General features: G+C 70.0%; 19 protein-coding genes and 1 pseudogene. 11 read left to right on the forward strand and 9 right to left on the reverse strand.

What is annotated here, in order from left to right:
• The first annotated feature begins 149 nt into the window (after positions 1–149).
• Together ACFYWI_RS28560 and ACFYWI_RS28565 are read left to right on the forward strand one after the other, a co-directional pair.
• The gene (locus ACFYWI_RS28560) at positions 150–602 is read left to right on the forward strand and encodes an SSI family serine proteinase inhibitor (protein ID WP_389237918.1); all 453 of its coding nucleotides are present in this window, start codon (positions 150–152) and stop codon (positions 600–602) included.
• Between the two features lie 169 nt (positions 603–771).
• Positions 772–4,893, forward strand: a complete 4,122-nt coding sequence (locus tag ACFYWI_RS28565) for a PAS domain-containing protein (protein WP_389237920.1) — start codon at positions 772–774, stop codon at positions 4,891–4,893.
• 79 nt (positions 4,894–4,972) lie between these two features.
• Here the strand turns inward: ACFYWI_RS28565 and ACFYWI_RS28570 are convergent, their stop codons facing one another.
• The 8 genes from ACFYWI_RS28570 to ACFYWI_RS28605 form a co-directional block, all read right to left on the reverse strand.
• Positions 4,973–6,619, reverse strand: coding sequence for a long-chain fatty acid--CoA ligase (locus ACFYWI_RS28570; RefSeq protein WP_389237922.1), 1,647 nt, complete (start codon positions 6,617–6,619; stop codon positions 4,973–4,975).
• Positions 6,620–6,813: 194 nt separating this feature from the next.
• The gene (locus ACFYWI_RS28575) at positions 6,814–7,368 is read right to left on the reverse strand and encodes a SigE family RNA polymerase sigma factor (protein ID WP_389237924.1); all 555 of its coding nucleotides are present in this window, start codon (positions 7,366–7,368) and stop codon (positions 6,814–6,816) included.
• A 177-nt stretch (positions 7,369–7,545) separates the two neighbouring features.
• Positions 7,546–8,715 carry a lipid-transfer protein gene (locus ACFYWI_RS28580; RefSeq protein ID WP_389237926.1) on the reverse strand — a complete coding sequence of 390 codons (1,170 nt, stop codon included), beginning with the start codon at positions 8,713–8,715 and terminating at the stop codon, positions 7,546–7,548.
• Complete coding sequence (locus tag ACFYWI_RS28585) at positions 8,712–9,143, reverse strand: MaoC/PaaZ C-terminal domain-containing protein (protein WP_389237928.1); 432 nt, start codon at positions 9,141–9,143, stop codon at positions 8,712–8,714. The genes ACFYWI_RS28580 and ACFYWI_RS28585 overlap by 4 nt, the downstream gene beginning before the upstream one ends.
• Positions 9,140–10,243, reverse strand: coding sequence for an acyl-CoA dehydrogenase family protein (locus ACFYWI_RS28590; protein ID WP_389237930.1), 1,104 nt, complete (start codon positions 10,241–10,243; stop codon positions 9,140–9,142). The genes ACFYWI_RS28585 and ACFYWI_RS28590 overlap by 4 nt, the downstream gene beginning before the upstream one ends.
• Before the next feature lies 1 nt (position 10,244).
• Positions 10,245–11,183 (reverse strand): bifunctional MaoC family dehydratase N-terminal/OB-fold nucleic acid binding domain-containing protein, encoded by a 939-nt coding sequence (locus tag ACFYWI_RS28595; protein WP_389237968.1) that lies wholly within the window; start codon positions 11,181–11,183, stop codon positions 10,245–10,247.
• A 20-nt stretch (positions 11,184–11,203) separates the two neighbouring features.
• On the reverse strand, positions 11,204–12,391 hold the full coding sequence (locus tag ACFYWI_RS28600) for an acyl-CoA dehydrogenase family protein (RefSeq protein WP_389237932.1): 1,188 nt from the start codon (positions 12,389–12,391) through the stop codon (positions 11,204–11,206).
• A 150-nt stretch (positions 12,392–12,541) separates the two neighbouring features.
• The gene (locus ACFYWI_RS28605) at positions 12,542–12,847 is read right to left on the reverse strand and encodes a hypothetical protein (RefSeq protein WP_389237934.1); all 306 of its coding nucleotides are present in this window, start codon (positions 12,845–12,847) and stop codon (positions 12,542–12,544) included.
• Between the two features lie 321 nt (positions 12,848–13,168).
• Here ACFYWI_RS28605 and ACFYWI_RS28610 point away from each other — a divergent pair, with 321 nt between their 5' ends.
• A complete protein-coding gene (locus tag ACFYWI_RS28610) occupies positions 13,169–14,044 on the forward strand; it encodes a bifunctional DNA primase/polymerase (protein WP_389237936.1) in 876 nt (291 codons plus the stop codon).
• Between the two features lie 307 nt (positions 14,045–14,351).
• Positions 14,352–15,611, forward strand: coding sequence for a serine hydrolase domain-containing protein (locus tag ACFYWI_RS28615; RefSeq protein WP_389237938.1), 1,260 nt, complete (start codon positions 14,352–14,354; stop codon positions 15,609–15,611).
• A 1,039-nt stretch (positions 15,612–16,650) separates the two neighbouring features.
• On the opposite strand, the gene ACFYWI_RS28620 is transcribed toward ACFYWI_RS28615, so the two are convergent.
• Positions 16,651–17,838, reverse strand: coding sequence for a TIR domain-containing protein (locus ACFYWI_RS28620; RefSeq protein WP_389237940.1), 1,188 nt, complete (start codon positions 17,836–17,838; stop codon positions 16,651–16,653).
• Positions 17,839–18,510: 672 nt separating this feature from the next.
• Between ACFYWI_RS28620 and ACFYWI_RS28625 the strand changes: the two genes are divergently transcribed.
• The 7 genes and pseudogenes from ACFYWI_RS28625 to ACFYWI_RS28655 all read left to right on the forward strand — a co-directional run.
• A complete protein-coding gene (locus tag ACFYWI_RS28625) occupies positions 18,511–18,915 on the forward strand; it encodes a WXG100 family type VII secretion target (RefSeq protein WP_389237942.1) in 405 nt (134 codons plus the stop codon).
• A gap of 14 nt (positions 18,916–18,929) precedes the next feature.
• The gene (locus tag ACFYWI_RS28630) at positions 18,930–19,235 is read left to right on the forward strand and encodes a WXG100 family type VII secretion target (protein ID WP_389237944.1); all 306 of its coding nucleotides are present in this window, start codon (positions 18,930–18,932) and stop codon (positions 19,233–19,235) included.
• Positions 19,235–20,944, forward strand: coding sequence for an RNase A-like domain-containing protein (locus ACFYWI_RS28635; RefSeq protein WP_389237946.1), 1,710 nt, complete (start codon positions 19,235–19,237; stop codon positions 20,942–20,944). The genes ACFYWI_RS28630 and ACFYWI_RS28635 overlap by 1 nt, the downstream gene beginning before the upstream one ends.
• Before the next feature lie 8 nt (positions 20,945–20,952).
• Entirely contained in the window at positions 20,953–21,528 is a 576-nt protein-coding gene (locus ACFYWI_RS28640; RefSeq protein WP_389237948.1) for a hypothetical protein, read from the forward strand.
• 27 nt (positions 21,529–21,555) lie between these two features.
• Positions 21,556–21,855, forward strand: a complete 300-nt coding sequence (locus ACFYWI_RS28645; RefSeq protein WP_389237950.1) for an RNase A-like domain-containing protein — start codon at positions 21,556–21,558, stop codon at positions 21,853–21,855.
• A gap of 16 nt (positions 21,856–21,871) precedes the next feature.
• Positions 21,872–22,564, forward strand: a complete 693-nt coding sequence (locus tag ACFYWI_RS28650; protein WP_389237952.1) for a contact-dependent growth inhibition system immunity protein — start codon at positions 21,872–21,874, stop codon at positions 22,562–22,564.
• 105 nt (positions 22,565–22,669) lie between these two features.
• Positions 22,670–22,931 (forward strand): annotated as a pseudogene (locus ACFYWI_RS28655) (IS5/IS1182 family transposase); the annotation flags it as partial.
• Positions 22,932–23,224 lie beyond the last annotated feature (293 nt).

Consider the following 23,224-nt stretch of genomic DNA (forward strand, 5'->3'; position numbering starts at 1 on the left):
CGGGCTGTCACCAATCGCTGTCCACGGTACTAGGACCCCGGGGCGCAGAGCAAAGCATCTGCGGTTGCGCAACGCCGCGGCTCGAGGAGCGTTAGGGATACCGGGGCCCACGCGGCCCCAGACGGACCCGTGACTCTTCAGGAGCTTCCATGCTGCGCCACCTCGTCCTCACCGCCATCGTGTCCGCCGCCGCGCTGACCGGCGCCGCGCCGGCGGCGGCCGCCGGGTCTCCGCTGCCGCTGCCCCTAGAGCCGGTGCTGGACGGCCGGGTGCCGGACAGACTGACGCTGGTCGTGGCCGCGACGGGGAACCCCCGGACGGACGGAACGTACGAGCTGGAGTGCGGGCCCGCGGGCGGCAGCCATCCGTCGGCGCAGTCCGCGTGCGCGCGCCTCGACCAGCTGGCGCGGGAGGGGCGCGACCCCTTCGCACCGGTGCCCGAGCGCCAGATGTGCACCCAGCAGTCCGGCGGGCCGGCCAACGCCCGGATCACCGGAACGTGGCAGGGGCGACACGTGGATGCCTCGTTCAGCCGGGCCAACGGATGCGAAATCTCGCGCTGGAAGTCCCTGGAGCCCGTACTGCCGAACACCAGGTCATAGGCCGCAGGCGTACGCCTTGTGCACACAACCTTGGTGAGAGCTCCCCCTCATCCGCCGCCACCGGCGTAGCTGCTGCGCTTAGACTCGCTGCAGTGACAGGTCGGGTCCCGAGGGGCAAGATGGGATCGGCCGTCCGCAATACGCAGTAGGTCAGGGAGGAACCGTCGTCGTGAGCAGCAGGCCATCCCGAGGCGCTGCTCGCCTCGCAGCCATACTCGACGCCCTCCCGGACGGGCTCGTCCTCGTCAACGCCAACGGCACGGTCGTCAACGCCAACACCATCGCGCTCGAACTCTTCGAGACGCCCGGCACGGCTCTTGTCGGCCGCGGGCTGCTCGACCTGGTGCCCGACTTCGACTCCCGGCTGATCCCCGGCTCGATGCGCCGGCCCGACGCCGCCGACGAGCGCGGGCGGACCAAGCCGACGCGGATGATCGCGCGGCGTACGGACGGCAGCGAGTTCCCGGTCGAGGTGACCAGCGCGAGCCTGGAGGACGGGCGCGAGGCGTACGACTCGTACAGCGGATACACCGGCGACGAGTTGCTGATGCTGGTCGTGCGGGACCTGTCGGGGACTGTGGACACGGAAGCGGAGCTGGCGCGTTCGCAGCGGCAGACCGAGATGATCCTGCGGGCAGCGTCCGAAGGGGTCGTGGGCACCGACACCGACGGGCGGGTCGTCCTGGTCAACCCGGCGGCCGCGCAGATCCTCGGCTTCCGGGCCAGCGACCTCGGCGGGCAGGAGCTGCATCCGCTGATCCTGCACTCGCGTGCGGACGGCGAGCCGTTCCCGTACGAGGGGTCGCCGCTCGCGGACACCCTCAAGTCCGGCCGCAAGCACCGGGTGCGCGGGCAGGTGCTGTGGACGAAGAGCGGCTCCAAGGTCGCCGTCGACCTGACGACCGCCCCGGTACGCGACGGTGACCAGCTCGTCGGCGCCGTGATGACGTTCACCGACCGGCGCCCGTTCGAGGAGCTGGCGGAGAAGCACGCGGCCGAGCTGGCCGAGACGACCGATCGCCTCACGGCGGAGGTCGAGGACACGGCGAAGCGGCTCACCGCGGAGCTGGCGGAGAAGTCCGAGCAGTACGATGCCGAGCTCGCCGACAGGGCCGAACGGTACGCCGCCGAACTCGAGGCGCGTGAGGAGCAGTACACCCAGCTGGCCGCCCGGCATGCCCAGCTGACCGCCGTGCTCGGCGAGTCGCTGCGCGGGCCGCTCGAGGAACTGCGCACCGAGCTGGGCACCCTGGCCGCCGACCCGGCCGGCCAGCTGTGGCCCGAGGCCAACCAGATCCTGCACCATCTCGCCGCCGGTTATGCCCGGATGACGACACTTGTCGACAATGTCCTCGGCTTCCAGCGGCTCCACACCGGCGCGGAGGAACTCGCCAAGACCAAGGTGATGCTCGACGAGATCGTCGCGGCGGGTGTCGAGGGCGCGGTCGAGCTGATCGGCCCCGGGCGGGCCCAGTTCGCCGTGCACGCGCCTCCGATAGAGGCAGAGGTCGACGGGGCCCGGCTGGCGACGGCGCTCGCGCATCTGGTTGCGGACGTGGCCGGGATCGACTCGACGGGCAAGGCCAGGGTCGTGCCGGGCGGCGGCTATGTGGACTCGACGGTCGTGGTCGCCGCGGCGCAGCGCGGTGAGGTCGTACGGATCGAGGTGCGGGGACCGTTCGCCGGGGGAGACCCGGTGCACGAGCCGATCGTGCGCGGGATCGTGCAGGCCCACGGCGGGGTGCTGCAGACGCACGAGGTGCCGGGGATGAGCGGCAGCGCGTACGTTCTGGAGGTGCCGCTCGGTGAGGGCTCGGGGACCGTGCCCCCGCCTCCCGTCGCAGAGGTGCCGGCGCCCTCACTGCCCGCGCAGCAGTCGTCCGAGCCTGCCCCGGTGACGTCCGGCAGCGGCGGGCGGCGGCGGGCCAGGCGGGCTTCCACGGACGCGTTCCTGGAGAGCCCCGTCGCCATGGAGGACCCGGTGGCCGCCCAGCCGACCGGACGGCGCCGGGCGACCCAGGCGGAGCAGCAGGACCTCATCCCGGCCCAGGACTCGGGTGAAGGCAGCAACGGTCGCAGCGGCGGGACCGGACGGCGACGAGGCCGGCCCAGCCCTGCCGAGAACCTACCGGCCGTCGCGGCTGCCGCAGCTGCCGTACAGCCCGCCGAAGGCGCGGTGGTGACGGCCGCGGAGGGCGCGAGCGGACGCCCCGCGCTCGGCGAGACCGTACCGCCGCAGGGTGTGCCGGTCGACGCACACGGTCTGGGAGTCGCTCCGGCGGGACGGCGGGCCCGGCGGGCTGTCGAGAGCGGGCTGCCGGCGCTGACATCCGCTCCATCCGCTCCTTCTGCCCCTTCCGTGCCTGTGCCCTCGCCGATGTCCGCGCCGGGGTCCGATGCTCCGACGACCGGGCGGCGGACCCGGCGGGCCCTGGCGTCCGCGCCGGCCGACAGGGCGGAGGCCGCCCGGGCGGAGGGAGTCGGGCGCGCCGTGTTCGCGCTGCCGCCGGCCGAGGCCGACCGGGTCGCGGCGCCTGCGGAGGCGGCGGACGCCTCCCTGCCCGACCGTCATGACCCCGTGGTCACCGAGCCGGGCACCCAGCACCACACACCGCCGCAGCCGCACCCCGCACCGACGGGCCGCAGGCGCGCCCGCACGGAGGCTCTGCCGGCGACGCCGCTGCCCGAGCAGGCAGAGGGAGTACCGGCCGCGATGCCGATGCCGGCCGGTCCGACGACCCACGGCGAGGCCGCCCTGGTCCGGGAGGGCACTTCGGGCGGCGGCCGGCCCGCACTCGCTCCGGACGGCCGCCTGACAGGCAGCCCGGCGGGCAGCCCTGATACCGGTGCGAGCGCCGGGACGCACGCCGGCTCGGGCCTCGTCCCGGCCGACCAGCACGCGACGACCACCGACGAGAGCACCGGCCCGGCCGTCCCCGGCGGCCCCGGTGCCCCCGGCTCCGCTCCCGCCGCGCCCCAGCAGGCCGGTGGGACCGGCTCCGTACCGCTGCCGCTGCCCCTGCCGTTGCCTGCCGCCGAGCCGGCGCGCCCGGCCGCGCCGCGGGTGGCGCAGCCGCTGCCCGCCGAGGAGCCGGTCGCCAAGGACTCCACGCAGGGGCGGGCGTTCAGCGTGCGCACGCTCGGCCAAGGGGTGCCGTTCGCACAGCACATCGCCCAGCAGCAGAACCAGACCCAGTCGCAGACGCTCGGCTCCGGCCGCCGCCGCAAGCTGGCCACGCCGCCGGGCGGGGAGCGGACCGACCCCGCCGCGCGCCCGCATCCGCAGCCCCAGGCCGCCCCGAACCCGACCCCGGAGCCGCCCGCGGGGACGGGGCCGGTATCCGCCCCGGCCCCGGCTTCGGCGGCCGTCCCGCCGACTCAGGGGGGACCGGCGACGCAGGGGGGAACGCGGCTGCCCGCAGACCGTGCGGACGCCCGTAGCGAGGGCCGTGCCTACGCGATAGGCGCACCGGACGAGGGCGCCGAGGGGCCGCAGCCACTGGACGGCCCGGGCGGTGCGGTCGAGGTGGCCAACCGGCCCCAGCCGCAGCCCGTCGACGACGAACTGCCCCCGGAGCCGCTGGACAATCCGCGCAGGCTGCTGGTCTGGCCCGCGCCGGACATCTCCACGCAGCAGGCGCTCAGCGACCGCGGCTACCGTCCGGTCGTCGTGCACTCGCGTGAGGAGGTCGACGCACAGATCGCCGCGTTCCCGGCGGCGCTCTTCGTCGACCCCCTGACCGGTCCGATCACCCGGACCGCGCTCCAGTCGCTGCGTCAGGCGGCGGTGGCCGCCGAGGTGCCGGTGCTGGTGACCGCAGGGCTCGGGCAGGCGACGCGGGAGGCCGCGTACGGCGCCGATCCGGCCGTACTGCTCAAGGCTCTGGCCCCGCGCGACAGCGAGCAGCACCCCTCGCGTGTGCTGCTGATCGAGGAGCAGGAGGAGATCGCGCTCGCGCTGACGGCCACGCTGGAGCGGCGCGGGATGCAGGTGGCCCGCGCGGGCGCCGATGCCGACGCGGTCACGCTGGCCACCCAGATGCGACCGAACCTGGTGGTGATGGACCTGATGCAGGTACGCCGCCGGCGCGCCGGGATCATCGACTGGCTGCGTGCGAACGGCCAGCTGAACCGCACTCCGCTGGTCGTCTACACCTCGGCGGGACTGAACCAGCAGGAACTGCCCCGGCTGTCGTCGGGGGAGACGGTGCTCTTCCTCGCGGAGCGGTCCACGAGCGACGAGGTCCAGGCCCGTATCGTCGATCTGCTGGCGAAGATCGGCACCAACTGACGGCGCGCAACTGACGCGAAAGGGCCGGCGGTCACCACCGCCGGCCCTCTCCTTACCTCTGCTGCATCGGCTACATCGGCTACATCAGGGTGACGTCCAGCTCACCCGCCGCGTACTGCCGGCGGATCACCTTCTTGTCGAACTTGCCCACGCTCGTCTTCGGCACGGCAGGGATCAGTGCCCACCGCTCCGGCAGCTGCCACTTGGCGATCTTCTCGCCGAGGAACGCCTTGAGCGACGCGTAGTCCGCGGTGGATCCCTCCTTCAGTACGACCGTCGCCAGCGGGCGCTCGCCCCACTTCTCGTCCGGGACGGCGACGACCGCGGCCTCGGCGACCTCGGGGTGGGCCATCAGGGCGTTCTCCAGGTCGACGCTGGAGATCCACTCACCGCCGGACTTGATGACGTCCTTGGCCCGGTCGGTCAGCGTCAGAAAGCCATCGGGGCTGATCACGCCGACATCGCCGGTCTTGAGCCAGCCGTCCGCGCTGAACTTGTCCTCCGGCCGGAAGTCCTCGCCGCCCGCGCCGCCGTAGTACGCGCCCGCGATCCAGTTGCCGAGGACCTCCAGCTCACCCGCTGACTCGCCGTCCCAGGGCAGGATCTCGCCGCCGGGTCCGACGAGCCGGGCCTCGACGCCCGCCGGGAAACGGCCCTGGGTGATGCGGTACGGCCACTCCTCCTCGGCGCTCAGTCCGGCCGGCGGGTGGGCCATCGTGCCGAGCGGGGAGGTCTCGGTCATGCCCCAGGCGTGGCACAGCCGTACGCCGAGCTTGTCGTACGCCTCCATCAGGGAGGGCGGGCAGGCCGCGCCACCGATGGTGACCTGCTTCATGGAGGACAGGTCGCGGGGGTTCGCGGTCACCTCGGCGAGCAGGCCCTGCCAGATGGTGGGGACGGCGGCGGCGTGCTCGGGCCTCTCGCGCTCGATCATCTCGGCGAGCGGACCGGGCTGCAGGAAGCGGTCCGGCATCAGCATGTTGATGCCGGTCATGAACGTGGCGTGCGGCAGGCCCCAGGCGTTCACATGGAACTGCGGGACGACCACGAGAGTCGTGTCCTTGTCGGTCAGACCCATCGACTCGGCCATGTTGACCTGCATGGAGTGCAGGTAGATGGAGCGGTGGGAGTAGACGACACCCTTGGGGTCACCGGTGGTGCCGGAGGTGTAACACATGGCCGCCGCGGTGCGCTCGTCCAGCTCGGGCCAGTCGAACGTGGTCGGGCGGCCCGCGATCAGTTCCTCGTACTCGTGCACCTGCGCCTCGGTGTCGGCGAGCAGTGAACGGTCGCCGGGGCCGGAGACCACGATGTGCTCGATCGTCGGCAGATGCGGCAGGAGCGGGGCGAGCAGGGGAAGCAGGGAGCCGTTGACGATCACGGCCCGGTCCACGGCGTGGTTCACGATCCACACCAGCTGTTCGGCGGGCAGCCGCAGGTTGAGGGTGTGGAGCACAGCGCCCATGGAAGGGATCGCGAAGTACGCCTCGACGTGCTCGGCGTTGTTCCACATGAGGGTGGCGACGCGCTGGTCGCCGTCGATGCCCAGCTCGTCGCGCAGGGCGTTGGCCAGCTGGGTGGCCCGGCGGCCGGCCTCTGCGAACGTACGGCGCTGCGGCTCGGGCTCACCTGTCCAGGTGGTGATCTGGGACTTCCCGTGGATCGTCATCCCATGATGAAGAATGCGGGTCACAGTCAGCGGTACGTCCTGCATGGTGCTCAGCACGGCGTCCTCCCGGTGGGCGCTAGCGCTACATGGCATTAAGGGTGGGAAGATTCTGCGCACATACCGCGCGGTATGTCACTACCCGGAAGTAATCAAATCCCGGCACATCACCGCGCACCACCGCACACATCTCGGCACAGAACCGCACTCGCCCCGCGCATGCCCCCGTTTACGCCCCCGTGCGCCCCATGAGGTCATCGGACCGGGGTGAGCTCCGGATCCTCACGGAGTTTGCGGAGTGCCCGGGACACCGCGCTCTTGACCGTGCCGATCGAGACCCCGAGCACGTCCGCGGTCTGGGCCTCGCTGAGATCCTCGTAGTAGCGCAGCACCACCATCGCCCGCTGCCGGTCCGGCAGCCTCATCACCGCACGCCACATCGCGTCGTGCAGCACCTGCTGCTCGGCCGGGTCGGGTGCAGGTGCCGTCTCCGGCTCCGGCAGGTCGTCACAGGCGAACTCGTCCACCTTGCGCTTGCGCCACTGTGAGGTGCGCGTGTTCATCAGGGCCCGGCGGACATAGCCGTCCAGCGCCCGGTGGTCCTCGATCCGCTCCCACGCGACGAACGTCTTGGTGAGCGCGGTCTGCAGCAGGTCCTCGGCGTCGCTCGGGTTCGCGGTGAGCGACCGTGCGGTACGCAGCAGTACGGGCCCCCGCACCCGTACATACGACGAGAACGACGGATAGGACGTGTACGACGGCACCGGCGCGGCGGCCTTCGAAGCGCTCGTACAGACTGGCGTGGTCATGTCTCCACGCTAGGAGCGGGCGCGGGGTCGCGGATCGGCCCCAGGTCCCGAAGCCTTGTCCCTCTCAGGTTGTAGGGCCGGCACCGGCCGAACCTCCTGAAGGTGGAGGCCTCCTCAGGGTCGAATACGGGCGACGGCCGTCCGCAAGGCGCGTCCCTGCTCCGGTCCGCGGCGCGTTCATATGTCATCCGCGCCGAGGATCAGCCCGGAAGTGGGGACACCCGTGCCCGCGGTGACCAGGGTCCTTGCCACACCCGGTATCTGGTTCGCGGACGTGCCGCGCAGCTGTCTGACCGCCTCCGCGATGCCGTTCATGCCATGCAGATAGGCCTCCCCCAACTGTCCCCCGTGCGTATTGAGCGGGAGGGCGTCCGCGGCCACGAACTCCGCCGCCTCGCCCGGCTTGCAGAACCCGAACTCCTCCAGCTGCATCAGCACGAACGGCGTGAAGTGGTCGTAGAGAATGCCCACATCGATGTCGCCGGGCGTGAGTCCCGAGGTCCGCCACAGCTGCCGGGCGACCACTCCCGTCTCCGGCAGCCCGATGAGATCGTCGCGGTAGAAGCTGGTCATCTGCTCCTGCGCCCGGCCCGCACCCTGCGCGGCGGCGACGATCACCGCGGGCGCGTGCGGCAGATCGCGGGCCCGCTCGGTGCTGGTGACGACGATCGCCTGACCGCCGTCGGTCTCCTGGCAGCAGTCCAGCAGCCGCAGCGGCTCCACGATCCAGCGCGACGCCGCATGCTCGGCGAGGGTGATCGGCCTCCCGTAGAAGTACGCGGCGGGGTTGTTCGCCGCGTACCGGCGGTCGGTGACTGCGACATGGCCGAACGCCTCGGGCGTCAGTCCGAACGTGTGCAGATACCGCTGGGCCGCCATGGCCACCCAGGAAGCCGGCGTGAGCAGTCCGAAGGGGAGGTTCCAGCCGAGCGCCGCACCTTCGGCGGAAGGCTCCCGCTGCTGCACCCCGGAGCCGAAGCGCCGGACCGAGCGCTCGTTGAACGCCCGGTAGCAGACAACTACTTCTGCTGTCCCGGTGGCGACTGCGAGCGCGGCCTGCTGAACGGTGGCGCAGGCCGCGCCGCCGCCGTAGTGGATTCGGGAGAAGAAGGAGAGCTCACCGATGCCCGCCGCCTGGGCGACCGTGATCTCGGGGCTCGTGTCCATGGTGAAGGTGACCAGGCCGTCGACGTCGCAGGGGGAGAGGCCAGCGTCGTCGAGCGCGGCCTGCACCGCCTCGACGGCCAGCTTGAGCTCGCTGCGCCCGGAATCCTTGGAGAACTCCGTCGCCCCGATACCGACGATGGCCGCCCTGCCACCGAGGGAGTCCCGACTCCGGATACTCATACGCCGTCCTCCGGGAGGATCACGGTCACCGTGCCGGTGACATGGTTGCCGACGCCGTTGGTCCCGATGACCCGCACCTCGGCCGTCGCCCCGTCCATGGCACTGACCGCGCCCCTCAACACCATGGTGTCCCCCGGGTAGTTGGGTACCCCGAGCCGTATGGCGACCTTGCGCAGCACGGCATGCTCCCCCAAGCAGTCGGTGATGTATCGCCCGACCAGGCCGTTGGTCGTCAGGATGTTCATGAAGATGTCCGGCGAGCCCTTCCCTTTCGCGAGTTCCGCGTCGTGATGGACATCCTGGTAGTCCCGGGACGCCAGGGCCCCGGCGACGATCAGGGTGCGGGTGATGGGGACGGTGAACGGCGGCAGCTCCATACCGATGTGAACCGCACTCACCGGGGTGCCCGGTGGGTGTCCCGTACTCATGCCGGCTCCTCCCTCGCGATCAACGCCCCCAGCTCCGACAGGATTTGACTGCCGCAGCCCAGATAGGCGTCCAGTTGGCGGCCCCACAGAAAGTGCCGGTGGACGGGATGGTCCAGGTCCGCGCCCGTACCGCCGTGCAGATGCTGGCCCGCGTGCACTACACGCTTGCCGGCCTCCGACGCCCACCAGGCCGCGGTGAGCGCATGCGTGGCGTACGGCAGCCGCTCGTCGCGCCGCCAGGCCGCCTGGTAGGCAGTGACCCGTATCGCCTCCGTGTCCATGTGCGCGTCGGCCGCGCGCAGCAGCACCCCCTGGTTGGTGGACAGGGGCCGTCCGAACTGCTCACGGACCGACGTGTGTTCGACGGCACGCGCGAGGGATCCCGCGCACACCCCTGCCTGCAGTCCGGCGAAGGCGACACGGCTCATGGCGAGCACGTCGTCATACGCATCGGGCCCGCCGACGCGCTCGGCTCGTATGCCGTCGAGCACGAGCCGACCGGCCGCCCAGGGAGCGGTCAGCTCGACGGGCTCGACGCTCAGCTCCGCCGTTTCCAGCAGGAAGCAGCCGGCGCCCGTGCGAAGCCCGCCCCTCTCGGACTCGGCCCGCTCCGGCCCTGCCCGGAGCGGTCCTGCCCGCCCGGACTCGATCGCGGGGACCAGTACATGGGTGGCGTCGCGCATCCAAGGGACGTACGGAACGACGCCGGTCAGCCGTCCCTCCGCGTCCGCCCGCACGGCTGCTCCGCACAGCGGAAACGCCCCGGCCACCACCGCCGTACCGTCGCGCAGCCCCGGCAGCAGCCGCGCCCGCTGCTCGTCGGAACCATGGGCCGACACCGCCAGCAGCCCGTACACGCAGCTCGCGGCGAACGGTGTCTGCGCCGTCGTCCGTCCCTGTTCCTCCAGGAGCAGCACCAGCCCGAGGAGGCCGGTCTCCTCCACCGCACCCATCAGCCCCGCGGTGCTCAGCGCCTTCCACAACTCGGCGTCGCTGCCGCTTCCCGCCGCGGCCAGCCGCTCATGGGTCGCAAGATCCCCGAAGATCCGCGCAGCCAGCCGCCGCGCGGCCTCCTGCTCGTCCGTGGGTGTGAAGTCCATGTCAGCTCCCGCCTCCGCCCAGGTGCGCTTGCGCGCCCCGGAAGACCGGGAGCTCCCACTCCTCGTCCACCCTGAGGAACTCCACCTCGACCGGCATGCCGACGCGCACCTTGTCGTACGGCACCCCGACGACGTTGCTCACGATCCGTACGCCCTCGGCCAGTTCGATCAAACCCACTGCATAGGGCGGATCGAAGGCCGGGAAGGGCGGGTGGTGCATCACGACGTACGAGAAGACCGTGCCTGCTCCGCTCGCCTCGACCGTGTCCCATTCGAGCGATCCGCAGGCCACGCATCCCGGCAGCCAGGGGAACCGCAGGGTCCCGCACCCCTCGCACCGCTGGATCAGCAGCCGGTGGGCGGCCACACCATCCCAGAATCCGGCGTTGTCCCTGTTGATCACCGGCCGGGGCCGCTTGCCCTTCGCTTTCCGGACGGCCGGCGCGTACTTGAGGATGCGGAAGCGGTGCGTACCGGCGAGCCTGCCGTCGGCTCGCACGTCCATCCGTGTGGTGACGAAGTATCCGGTGCCCAGCTTGGTGTTCTTGCGCTCGGACACCGACTCGATCACGGTGTCGAAGGTGATCCGGTCGCCGGGACGCAGGGGTCGCAGATACTCCTGCTCGCAGTCGGTCGCGACGACCGACGTGAATCCCGCTCCGTCGAGCAGCTCGAACAGCTCGTCCTGTGCGGCGGTCCGGCCGCTGTGCCCGGACAGCCCGCCCATGGTCCACGCCTGCAGCATGGTCGGCGGCGCGACGGCATCCGGACCCCGGTACGCCGGGTTCGCATCCCCCACCGCCTCGCACCAATGCCTGATCATCGGCTCGTTGACCAGGTCCTTTCCCGCGCCTTCGGTGACGGCCGCCCGCCCCTCGTACGCCCTGAGCCGTCCGTACAGCGTCTCGGCATCCGTGCCGGTGCCCACGCCGGCACGGATTGCTTCCGCATCGGTGCGGGTCACCTCTTCCCCCTCTTCATGCCGAGCCGCATCGTCGCGACGATCTCCTTCTGCACCTCACTCACGCCGCCCCCGAAGGTGTTGATCTGTGCCGCTCTGTTCATCCGCTCCAGCTCCCCCTCCTGCGGAGTCCCGATGCCGAGCGAGCCGGGTGACCCGGCCCGGATCAGCCCCGCCTCCCCCGCGATTTCCTGGCACATTCGATACACCTCGACCGCGGATTCGGTTCCAGCGAACTTCACGCCGCTCGCCTCTCCGGGCGTCGCCCGAGCCGCCCCCACGTCCCCCACCTCCCCCACCAAACGCCAGTTGAGCAGGCGTGTCGCCGCCAGCCGGGCATGCACTTCGGCCGCTCGGAATTGCACCCAGCACTCGTCAATGCGACGAGCACCCGTCGCTGGATCGGGCGTACGCGCCCGCGCGAGCGCCGCCTCGTAGAAGTCCTCGGCCTGCATCCCGATCGCGGCCAGCGCCACCCGCTCGTGGTTGAGCTGGTTGGTGATCAGCCCCCAGCCGCCGTTCTCCTCCCCGACCAGGTTGGTGGCTGGCACCCGTATCCCGTCGTAGTACGTCGTGGTCGTGGTCAGTCCGCCCACGGTCTCGATCGGGGTCCAGGCGAACCCCGGCGCATCCGTCGGCACCAGGATGATCGAGATGCCCTTGTGCTTGGGTGCGTGAGGGTCGGTGCGGCAGGCGAGCCAGATCCAGTCCGCGTTCTGGCCGTTGCTGGTGAAGACCTTCTGCCCCTCGACCACCCAGCTGTCGCCGTCCCGTACGGCGCGGGTGCGCAGGGAGGCCAGATCGGTCCCTGCCTCCGGCTCGCTGTAGCCGATCGCGAAGACGACGTCGCCCGCGAGGATGCGGGGCAGGAAGAAGGCCCTCTGCTGTGGGGTCCCGTATGTCATCAGCGTCGGTCCGACCGTGTTCAGCGTGACCATGGAGACAGGGGCACCGGCCCGGTAGGCCTCGTCGAAGAACACGAACTGCTCGTCGGGTCCGCGGCCCTGGCCCCCGTACTCGACGGGCCAGCCCAGCCCGAGCATGGCGTCGGCGCCGATTCTGCGCAGCAGCCTCCGCTGCGCTGCGTGGTCCTCGGGGGGCGGGGGCCCGTCCGGCATCACATCGTGGAAGTACGTACGGAGTTCGGTGCGCAGCTGCTGCTGTCGCTCCGTCGGGGCGAGGTGCACGGCGGCCGCCTCCCAGGCGCACGGATCAGAGGTTTCTGACTGTCCGTCAGTTCTGGGTTCCCTGTCAACATGCAAGCGCCTGCGGGACGGCACCGAAGTGCCGCCGCGCAGGCGCTCGTTCCCCCTTACCTCACCCCCTCGGGCCGGCGGTCACCACAGGGGGGAGAAGTTCACAGCCAGGCTGTCCTGGTCGAGGGCCGTGAAGCCGAAGCCGTTCACGCTTGCCGTGTTGTTCTGGTTGCTCGCGCCCGAGCCCGTCGCCACCTGCTGGGTGGTGGTCGAGTTGCCGCTGTTGCCGGCTCCGACACCGCTGCCGACGAGCGTGGCCACCGCCACGTCCGACCCGTCGTCCGCGACGCCACCGAGGTCGGCCTGGGCGACTCCGGTGAACAGTGCGGCAGTGAGAGGCAGAGCGGCGAGAGAGGCGAGGATTCGAGCGGGACGGACACGTGCCATGATCTTTTCCTCCAGGAACCGGTACTGCTCAAGTGCGGCTTTTCAGGGCAGTTGGCCGACCGCCCCGGATCTTGGTCTCGACGTCGCGAGATCAGAATTGCCCACGCGATCCCCGTGAACCACCTTGGACTCCCCGATTCCCCCTCAAGCGTGAGGACAAGTCGATAAACCCCCTCCTTGTCCACAGAGCTGCACCCAGCCGCAACAGACACCTGGACATCGGGCACCGCAAGAGGTGAAGCGTTACGGCGCATTCCGCTCACCCCCTCCGCCCACCCCGACCCCCTTCCTTTCTTCGAACGTCTGTACGAAAATAATTCCATGGCCATCACCGACCGGCAGACCGCCACCCTGGCCCTCGCCCACGCTCTGTGTGCCGCCGAGCGCGGTCTCCCCGTGATCCCGCTGTCCCCCACGAAGCTCCCCGCCCTGCGCTCTCCCCACCGCGACGCCCCCGAGCCGGTCCTGTGCCGCGGCGAATGCGGCCTCCCGGGCCACGGCGTCCACGACGCCACCAGCGACCCCGCGGGTGTGCGCGCTCTCTTCGCGGCCGCGCCGTGGGCCACGGGCTACGGCATCGCCTGCGGACGGCCCCCTCACCATCTGATCGGCATCGACCTCGACACCAAGTCGCCGACCGACTCCGCGGCCGCGCTCCGGCATCTGGCGCTGCAGCACCTGTTCACGATCCCCGAGACGGTCACGGTGCTCACCCCGAGCGGCGGACGCCACCTGTGGCTGACCGGCCCGCCCGACGTCGTCGTCCCGAACTCGGCGAGCCGACTCGCCCCCGGCATCGACATCCGCGGCGCCGGCGGCTACCTCGTCGGCCCGGGCTCGGTCACCGCCCACGGCGCGTACCGGCTGGCCGCCGGCACTGCCGAACTGCCTCCCGCGCCCTGCCCGCGCGCGCTGCTGCGCCTGATCACGCCCCCAGCGCGCCCCCACCACCACGTGGCACCCCCACGCCCCACCGCGCGTCAGGGCCAGGGGCTCGTCCAGTTCGTGCTCGCGGCACAGGAGGGCCAACGCAACACCCGTCTGTTCTGGGCGGCCTGCCGTGCATACGAGAACGGCTTCGGCGATGCACTCGCGGATGCCCTCACCGAGGCGGCGATCCGAGCGGGCCTCACGGAACACGAGGCGCGCGCGACGATCGCCTCGGCCGCCCGCCTCAACGCGGGACATCGCGGATGACACGGATCACGCACGGCGGCGCCGTCGAGGCGCCGCCCCTGCCCCTTCAGGCCGCGGCGGCGCCTCGTGTCTCTGCTGCTGCGCCTCCGGCCCGCGCATCGGCCCGCCGCTGCGTCGGCCATATGGCGGACGGATCGTGCGTGCCTCGTTTCTGCCCGCTGCCGAACGGGTCAGTGCGGGCCCGGTCTCGCCGGCACACGCGTACCCGCGACGTACGTTGTGCACGGCACGCGTCCGCTGTCCGCGCCCTCCCTGTACTTGCGTGCCACGGCAAGCACTGTCCTCACGGCCGAAAGAGGCACCTGAGATGACGCGCACGCCCGAGCGACGCCTGTTCACGACGAAGGCATACCGCCGGATCGCGGTGGCGGCACTCGCCGCCGCGGGGCTGCTGACGTTCACGGCGTGCACCAGCACCTCGACGTCCGCCCCGCCGGCCGCGGCAGCCGCGACATCCGTGAGCCCTTCTCCCAGCGCCTCCGTGCGCAAACTGACTCCCGCGGTGTCGGACCAACTGGACAAAGCCGTCACCCGGACGATGCGTCAGGCGGGGGTGCCCGGCGTCATCGTGGGGCTGTGGGTTCCGGGAAAGGGCAACTACGTCCGCGCGTTCGGTGTCGCCGACAAGAGCAACGACACCGCCATGTCGGACGGTCTGCGCATGCGGATCGGCAGCGAGACGAAGACCTTCACCGTGACCGGCGTCCTGCGCCTGGTGGATGCGGGGAAGGTCGGTCTCGACGACCCGGTGTCGAAATACGTGGACGACGTCCCCAACGGAGACCGGATCACCCTGCGCCAACTGGCCGAGATGCGCAGCGGGCTGTTCTCGTACAGCGAGGACGCCGATTTCGACAAGGCCTTCCTCTCCGACCCCGACCGGCGCTTCACACCGCAGGAACTGCTCGACTACAGCTTCAAGCACTCCCCGAATTTCCAGCCGGGGGAGAAGTTCGAGTACTCCAACACGAACCTGATCCTGCTCGGCCTGGTCGTGGAGAAGGCGAGCGGCCAAAGCCTTGCCGACTACCTGGAACAGCAGGTGCTGGATCCGAGTCACCTGGACCACACACTCTTTCCCACCGGGACCGAGTTCCCGGATCCGCACGCACACGGCTACACCAACCAGACGCTGAACGGCAGGGTCGCGGACGCGACCGACTGGGACCCGTCCTGGGCCTGGGCCGCCGGAGCGATGATCTCGGACCTGTCCGACCTGCGCGAGTGGGCACGCATTGTCGCCACGGGCACACTTCTTGAGCCCGCCACGCAGGCCCAGCGACTGCGTACTCTGCCCACCGGCTACCCCGGGACCGGATACGGCCTCGGCATCTTCGACAATCACGGCTGGCTCGGGCACAACGGTTCGATCCCCGGCTACCAGACAGTGGCTGTCTACCTGCCCGCGGCGAAGGCGACCCTGGTGGTGCTCAGCAACACGGACATTCCCTACCAGGGCAACGAGACCAGCACGCTCTTCGCGAAGGCCATCACCACCATCGTGACGCCCGACAACGTCTACAACCTGCCACCTGCGCCGCCCGCCTCGGCGTCCCCCTCGCCCTGACGGCCCACCACAGATCCATCGTGACGACCTGGCCGTGGGCGCCTCCGCGTGAGTGCTTGCTCCCATGATTGCGGGTGCCGGCCCTCAACTGGGGTCTTCGACGCCTTCGCAACCCGATCGTTCGGTGTCCCACCAGGCGGCGTCGGCCGGGCGCGCATCGGTACGCACGCCCAGGTGGGCGTGCCCGTAGCGGGTGGCGCGCGGCGCAGCCCCCTGATCCTCCACGCCGGGTCGGCCCAACCCCCCGCACCCTGGACACCTCCAGCCCGGTCGGCGGCTGCTGTCCCGGGAACATGCACAGCCAAGCAGGGGGCAGGAGCGACATATGCGTTTTCGTCGCTTGTCGGCGGACCACCTTCTGGAGCAGCCATTGCGCCGCGGGCTGGTGGCGATCCCGCTCGCGCTGATCGCTGTAGGTCGCTGTGCACCGCATAGGCCTGGTCATGGTTGCCAACGGCGGCGTATGCCTGGGCCAGGTAGTTGGCGGCCCACCAGGTGTGAGTGTGGTCGGAGTCCAGCAGCGCGGTCCATGTCTGGTGGAGTTCTCGCAGCCGGGGCAGGACGGCCTGGGTGCTACCGCGGTTCAGGAGGTACAGGCACGCTTCACATGCTGCATAGCGGGCGTCGGCGGTGGCCAGGTCGGCCGGGTCGATGGCCAGCAGATGGGGCAGAAGGTCGGGCCAGCGAGGCCAGGCAGCAGGGTCTATCCCACTGCTGGGAGATGCCGCGGCCAGCAGGACGCCGGCATTGCGTGCAGCGGCGGCACATTCCTCGGGGGAGAGTTGGTCCTTGAGAACGGCCTGGGTGAGGCGGTGCAGTTGCAGATTGCCGGCCGACACGCGGGCCAGCCCGTGCTGGTGCAGCGTCGACAGGATGCGGTTCCTCGTGCGCAGCTCCGCCAAAACCCGATCCATGGGTGACGTGTCCTCAGCCTCCTGCGCGGTGCATGCGTGCAGAGAAAAGGGCTCGGGAGCCAGCAGCGCGCAGGCATCCAACACGTCAGCCGCTTCCGGGTCCTGAGCGCGCAAACGTCGAGTGCTCAGCCGAATCTGAGCGGCCAGCGAGCGCGGATACCCCAGCGGGGTCCCCCATCGGTCGCCTCACTGGCATTGTTGACCAACAGGCCCAGATACGAGTCCACGGTCATCGTTGTCAGGAGTTCGGCTGCCTGGCCAGGGCCAGCGGCAGGTCGTCCCAAGGCCTCGGCCAGCCGCTTCGCATCCGCTTCCGACAAGCCCGGCGTCCGGGTGCGCAGCAGGGTCACAGACTCCCGACGCGCGAGCACGTCAACGCCCAAAGGGGAGGCCAGGCCGTACCAGCGTGGGTTGCGGGAAGTGATCAGCACATGCCCCGGCCCGGACGGCAGAAGATTGGCCAGCTCCGCCGGGTCCTCGGCGTTGTCGAAGACGGTCAGCCAGCGGGCCCGGGAGCGCAGCTCCGCCCATAGTGCCTGCACCGCATCCTCAGCAGGCTCATCCCGCTGCGCAGCGCCCGCAGCGACGGCCAGCCGGGCGAACTGGTCGGGAATCAGAGCGGGATCCTCCGCCCGCACCCACCACACCAGCTCGTACTCTCCACAGAAGCGGTGCGCGTACTCCGTGGCCGGCTGGGTCTTGCCGACCCCGCCCCGGCCGTCCAGCGCCAGCACCGCCACCGGCTGGCCGCCCGCAAGCCGGGTGCGGACGTCGACCAGCGTGCCGTCGCGTCCGACGAACCCGGCGTTGCGGGCCGGCACGTTCCACACCCGGGGCAGGGTTCCCGGCAGCCGTGGGCCTTTCGCCCCCATATTGCGCAACCGCCCTGTCCCGCCATCGCCCGGAAACCCCGGGGACACTCTGGGAGGCACGGGCCCGGTCACCGCGGTCAGCAGCGCTTCGCGGGCCTTCTCTTCGTCCAGTCCGAACAGTGCCGGCGCCACCAGGGGCCGGAGGATCAGTGGTGCGGTGGCGCCCTCGATCCGCACGGGAATCAGCCTCCCCTTCTCCCTGCCGGCCAATACCGCCGTCCACTCCTCAGTGGTCCACCGCTCGGGATCGAAGTAAGCGACCGAGAACAGCGCCACCATCCGGCCGCGCTCCATGGCCTGGTTCATGCGCAGGACGGCGTTCGCCCCCGCCTCCCAGTGCCAGGCATCCAACTCAACCTCATACCCGGCATCCTGCAACTGCCAGGCAACCCATTCCGCCCAAGCCCGGTCTGCCCCCGCGTAACTGACGAACAACCGCACCCCGCCCGCGGCATTCCCGCTACCCGCCACCCCTAATGCCCCCGTGTAACGCCCCTGCGCGTGCCTCACGTTGCCCCACCCGCCGAGGCTAGAACCCGCCCGGGGCTGTGCGCTCCTACTTGCCGCAAACCACGCCGGGACGGTACGTAAGCTGGCACAAAGACATGGTCAGTCGCGAGGGTTGTTGTAGAGCAGGGCGTGCGAGTGCGCGAAGTAACAGATTCTCAGCTCGCCTGAAGCGGAAGGTGGCCGGCCGTCCTGTCGATCCTCGACCGCTACCCGGCGGTTGGGCCTTCGCCGCGATGGCTGAATCCTCGCGAAGGAGCTGCGCAAGGCTGCAGGCCTGAGCTGGCCCACAGATGGCCCACACTCCCCTGACTCCGCCACGCTCGCTGGACTCCTTTCGGGCGGTAGGCCGCGGAGTGGCTCATCTCCGCCGGGGACACCCAAACGGGCGGCTGGATGCAGCCGCCGAGGCCGCTGACGGGAGGAGCTGGGTTGGCGGACTCAGTGAGCTCCTTGGACGGCAGCACGTACACGATGGTGGGGGTCAGGAGTCCGTCACCGTCTCCCTCCTCACCGTCCCACCGTCCCACCGTGTGCAACGTGCATTGATAGGATTCGTCAAGTCACCGATGTGACAACGGAATTGATGGCGAGGGGGAGCAGCTTATGGAGGAACCCAGACTCCGAGCATCCAATGACAAATTGACCGTCCTCGCCAATGATCTCGACGATATGCAGAACTACCTGAACAAACAGGTCAAGCGCATGGACGAAATCGTCGACGTCATCGAGGCGGGCTGGCGCGGTCCCGCGGCCAAGGCCTACCGGGCTCTCCACCGAGGGGTCGCGGAGGACGCCGTACGCCTCCGTGAGGTGATGAAGACACTCGAACAGGCCGTTCGTCTGAGTCGGGACGGCTTCACCGAGCAGGAGATGGACATCATGGACCGCTTCCGGCAGATCCAGAGCTCGGTCGATGTGGCCGCCGAGGCAAACGAACTCTCCACGCCGAACCCGGACGCCGGGGTGCCCGCCCCCCAGAAGCCGCAGAGCCACATCGCCGACTTGTGACATCGGGGGGACACATGTCGTCGGACGACGACCACATAGCAGTCGACTTCGCGACCCTGCGGAAGCTCTCCGCCGATCTCGAGGACATCCTCAAGAATCTCAACGAAAAGCTGGACCTGCTCTATCCGCGGGTGGAAAAGGTCGTTCTGACCTGGGACGGCGAAGCGCGCCAGGCATTTGTCGACGAGCTCGACAAATGGGATCTGTCCGCGCAGGATCTGGAGGCGGCCCAAGCCTGGCTGCACGAGATGGTGGTCAAGGGCCACCTCACCTACGCCTCCGCGCACCAGGCCGTGCTGCGCGGCTGGGGGGCCGCCTGATGGCAGGACCGCCGCCGCCGTCCCCCGCGCAGAACGGGGGCTTCGACATCCAGCCCGTGCACGTCTACCACGCCTCGGACCTGGTCCGGGACGCGCAGTTCAACCACTCCGAACGGCCCTTCGGCCTGGTCGACGTACTGAACAAGTACAACCAGTCCGCCGGGACCGGCTGGGCCGCCGACAACTTCGCCGAGGCGTACCAGCAGGTCGCCGCCAAGTTCCTGGAGGCCTGGGGCCGGGGTGTGGTCAGCGTCGGCGGCGCCGCCGTGGGGCTGACGCTCACCGCCAACCACTATGTGCTGGCCGAATGGGAGGCGAGCGGCCGCAAGGGCCCGCAGCCGACCCGGCGCCCGGAGCCGGTCGTCATCAACAAGACGCCGCCCTACGGGCCCGTCAACCCGATCAAGTGGACGGGCACCGGCGAGGACGTCGACTCGTGGTGGATCTCCGGCGCGCTCGGCGAGATCCCCGACTTCCTCGCGGACGTCATCCGGCCGGCCATCGAGGACGGCCTGCGTCTCGGCAAGGTCCACGAGATCACCCCGGGCATCAAGGAGGACGAGGTCCGGGACATGGCCAAGGCGTGGCGGAAGGTCGGCTCCGAGGCCGTGAAGTCCTCGGACGAGTTCAACGACGCCATCGCCACGATCACCAACCCGAAGGACAGGGGCGAGTGGCAGGCCGCCATGCGGGCCTTCGGCCAGACCATCTGGGGCACCACGGCTTGGGGGCGGCAGCGCGGGGAGGACGGCGAGCGGAACCAGACCGGCGGCCGCGAATGGCGGACCACCAAGGACCTCCCGCCGTCCGGTCGGCGGCCCATCATCGACGTGTTGAAGAAGACCGCGGACGCGGTCGCCGACATCCTGGAACACGTGTCCGACGTCGGGGAGAAGACCACCAAGTTCACCACACAAGCCGGCATCAACGCCACGAAGGCCACGGTCAATGACCTGATGCCGAGCTTCGACTGGAAGGAACTGACCAAGAGAGTGGTCGGCGGGATCGTCGGCACGATCGTGCTCATCTTCCGGTCCCACATGGACAAGGAGGGCGTGGACGCGGTGGTCGAGAACTACCACCGCGAGTTCAATGAGGCAGCCGGCAAACTCCGCGCCCTACTCGCGGAGCTGGATCTGGCCATTCTCAGCGCCCCGACCTACCAGGCGGAGATCGCCCGGGCCCAGGGCTTCGGCGCGCGCTCGCTCAACGAGTTCAAGAAGGAGCACAGCTGGCAGCGCAGCGGCGAGAGCCCCTTCCCGTACATGTACTCGCTGGACCTGGCGACGAACGAGGGGCTCGGGGACGGGCACACCCTCGACAAGCACGTCGGCAAAACCGATGAACAGCTCATCCAGCGCCTCGAGGACGAGAAGACTGCGGGCGGCAAGGCGAAAGTTCTCGCCGCCTCGACCTTCCCCGACCTGGAGTCGGCGCAGAAGTACACCCAGTACTGCATCCGCCAGAACACGTCGGAAATCCAGGACTGGCTGAAGAATCCGCCACCACAGCCACCTTCGAAGGCTTTCACCGTGCCGTCGGTGCCGAACGAAGGCCCGCTCGCGGGACCGACCGTGACCGGGCGCACCTCGCGCATCGTGAAAGACCAGATCTTGCCCGCCCAGGACTCCCACGGGGTGACCACGCGCCTCAGGTACGACCCCAGCCTCGACCCTCCCTTCGTCATCTACACCTCGGCGCCTGAATAATGGAGCAAATGATGGAAGACCTCGGCGCGGAGACCTGGTCGGACGCGCTCAGGCTGTACGAGCACATCTGTACGTTCGTCGGCGTCGCTGAGCGCGAGCACAACGAGTGGTGGTTCGACGTCGCGGCGATCATGCGCCTCGAGACCCTGGACCCGCGGGGCTGGGAATCCATCGATCCTCACGAGGGGGAAGACGAGAGGCGGGAGGATCCGCTGTTCCCCTGGCTGGAGACCCCCTCGACCCCCGAGGACGCCGAGCGCTTCCGAGCACGGGTGACGGAGCTCCCCCGCTCCTCGGCGCGGTCGCTGGTCGTCCTGCTCGGAGTCCTCGGCCTGGACGCGACCAAGACCTGGAGCTGGGACGAGCGCAGGCCCAACATGGAACGCTGCGCCGAAGTGATCATGTCGCGCTTCCCGGACGGTACCCGCTTCTATTCCAACATCGGCTGGAAGGGCGACCGTCCTGATTTCTACAAACAGCCCGTCACGGGTCTCGACCCGTTCAGCCACTACGGCTGGGATGCCGGTCTGATCGCCGTGAATGACACCGAAGTCGCCATGTTCTGGAACTTCCAATCCATCTGACCCGCCCACACAAACCGGGAAGACCCAGTGCTCATCCGATCCGCCACCTACCCCGACCGGGAAACCGCCCAGTGGGCCACCCAGGAGGTCGTCACCCGCAACGAGCAGGCCATCCACCGCTGGCTCGCCCAGGGCACCCGCCCCCGCCTCACCATCGAGGCCGCCTGGCCCTCGCGCACCGAGCCGGTCGGCCGCGTCCTGCTCCAGGGCATGGCCCTCGCGGGACGCGGACCCGTGGACGTGCGGGCCGCCCGGGTGGTGCTCCGGCGTGAGCCGGCGAGTGCGCTGGGGTTCGCCGTGCATACCACCTTCCCGATCTACGTGTAGAGGCCCAGGCCCGCCCATGTCCATGAAGCCCCTGGAGTTCGACCGCCGTTACGGCGAACTCGACCAGGTGATCAGCGCATACGTCGGCCAGCCCGCCGACGACACCCCCGAACGGCCCGGCCAGGCCCTCACGGCCTATCTGCGCCACACCTGGCACAGCCGCCCCTGGGCCCTGTCGATCGCGGAGCAGCAGCTCCGCACCTACGCCCAGAATCCCCCCGGCCGGCTCCGGCTCCGCCTCGGCGAGTTCTACCCGGTGCCGGACATCGGCCTGCCCGAGGCCGAGATCCAGCAATGGCTGGTCCTGCTCGCCGACCACATCCGCCGCAGCATCGAGGAGGGCGAGGTCCCGCCTCCGGCGGCGATGCCCGAGACGCACTGGGAGTGGCACGCCCGCTTCCCCGAGCTCGGCCAGTTCCTCGGCGGCTGGTTCTCGCAGGACATGCCCGACGAATTCGCCGACCACGACTCCGCCGTACGCGACTACGTCAGCACGGCCGACCGCACGCTCACGGCCCGCCTCGTCGGCGAGCTGCACGAGCTGTTCGCTCTCGGCCTTGAGGAGTCCGATTGCGCGCTCGCCGTATCCGAGTTGGGGATGGAGGTTGAACCGCCGACGTCGTACACAGCAGGCGCCTGGCTCGCACTGGTGGCGGACCGCGTCGGCGGGTTTCGGGCGGAGTACGGGCATCCAGATGCCGACGGCTGAGGTGCGCCTCCGGCTGAGAGCGAGCAGCACGAATGCGGTGATCGGACAGGTCGCGAAGAGCTCGGGCGCAGTCCAGGTCGAAGGCCCCCTCTGTGGCCGCGGCGCGCAGGCGAGTCAGCTCCGGCGCCCGTGCTGAAGCCGATGCCGATACTGTCCCAATTCCGCATGGGACACGAATCCCACACGACCGATTCAAAGCCTCAACGCCTGCATGCCGACAAGGGGTACGACTCCCTCACCTGCGGAAATGACGATGGGGTAAACGCATCGGAGTCCGTAACGCCCATAAGGGCATCGAGTCCAGCGATCGTCTCGGCCGCCGACGGTGGGTCATCGAGTGCTCATGTCCTGGCTGACCGGCCACCGCCTGGCCACAGTCTCCCGGTCCTCTTCCGCTTCCACGCGGAGATCCTTCGCGGTCAGCAGTCGCTCGCCAACAACCTCATCGGCAAGGGGCTGACCAGCGCCGACTGACGGGATCCTGGCCCCCAGATGGCCCACACACCCTGATCAGACCCCCCGCGCCGTCGTCTTCGGTGAGCGTCCAGACGGAGACCGCCTTTTGGGAGGCTCGCCGGCGTCCATGGCGAGCGCGTCGCGGAGGCTGTCCGTGAGCGAGACCGGCCGGTGGCGCTCGTGCTGATGATCCCTCAGTAGCTC

The sequence above is a fragment of the Streptomyces sp. NPDC002889 genome, assembly GCF_042888425.1.
Classification (GTDB): Bacteria; Actinomycetota; Actinomycetes; order Streptomycetales; family Streptomycetaceae; genus Streptomyces.